The following is a 1,207-nucleotide window of genomic DNA, read 5'->3' as shown; positions in this document are numbered from 1 at the left end:
AGTGCCAGCAGGCGGGCATTTTGGTCCGTGAGCCACTGAAAACCGCTGGCAACCTGACAGAATGCGCCGTCCGGGAGGGACAAATCATCCCATGACGGAATGGCTCTTGCTAACGGCACATCAGAAAAAGCAGAGGACAGGCTCCCGTGACTGGCCAGTTTTTCGGTAAGGTCACCGGTCACAATGAAGGCACCGGGCTCACCGTTAAAGCGCGCGCAGGCCAGCGTAGCCTGTTGGCCAACCTGAGCGGCCACAGCCGGGTACAGGTCACCAGCCACAGCCGGGTACAGGTCACCAGCCACCATTAAGGGCATTTTTATCTGCCTCATGAGGATCCCCACATGGTCATTGAATCCTCCTGCGGCAACAACAAAACCCCCTGCCCGTTTCAGGAACTCCGGCTCAAGCATCCACACTTCAGGGTGTAGGGCCACGACAATGGCTCCCTCTGGCATAGTGTCTGCTGTTTGTTGATTGGCCAGCCATAGAGTTCCGGTGCAATAGCCTTCGCTGACGCCCTCGCCACTGGCCAGGGTCTCTTCGGGTATGGGCATGGCAAAATCCATGCCGCCAGACAGTCGGGTAATCGGGCGCACCTGCAACAGGAACAGGCGACCCTGACGATCAATGGCAAACTCCACATCCACGGGGCAGAGCAATAGGTCTTCCAGCAATTTCACCGCTTGCGTGAGCATTGAAATCGTGTGATCAGTGAGTCGTTGCCCGTCACCGTCTGGTTGGACACCCGCATCAACCGGTGTTTCCGAATAGCCGGTATTATCCCTGTTTTTGCGCAGGATGAAGTGGCTTGGTACTGTACCGGGAAAGTATTGAGTGTTGTCAGCGCCTGTCTGGCCATCCTTGCGAGAAATATCGATGCGGTGGGGCGTGATACCGGACTGCCCTGCCACTGCGCCCCTGGGCTGGCCGGGGGTGAACTCAACCCTGATGGTATTATCCTCAGGTGATTGAAAGCTCATGACTACCCCGCCAAATAGGCAGTCAATACACTGCTGGATAATCAGTGCCATAGGTTGTGGTATGCCCCCGGGACATACTTCAGGCCGGTAACCTGAGGCCATCACCTTAAGGCAGGTGCGAAGAACATCGTCTTCTCCCTGAACTTCAGAGAGGTATTTGCCTGCCTGGGCATCGCCGTAGCTATCTTCGTTGATACCAGAACTGCGGACAATAACCGGCTGTGATG

The 1,207-nt window shown here is 56.3% G+C and carries 1 protein-coding gene; it reads right to left on the bottom strand.

Going from position 1 to position 1,207, the window contains the following annotated elements:
- On the bottom strand, window positions 1-1,207 hold a 1,207-nt coding region (locus tag KDK15_RS16020; RefSeq protein ID WP_257296392.1), incomplete at both ends, for a PEP/pyruvate-binding domain-containing protein.

The sequence above is a fragment of the Endozoicomonas sp. YOMI1 genome (assembly GCF_024606345.1).
Taxonomy (GTDB): domain Bacteria; phylum Pseudomonadota; class Gammaproteobacteria; order Pseudomonadales; family Endozoicomonadaceae; genus Endozoicomonas.
This window is presented reverse-complemented; position numbering and strand designations above follow the sequence as displayed.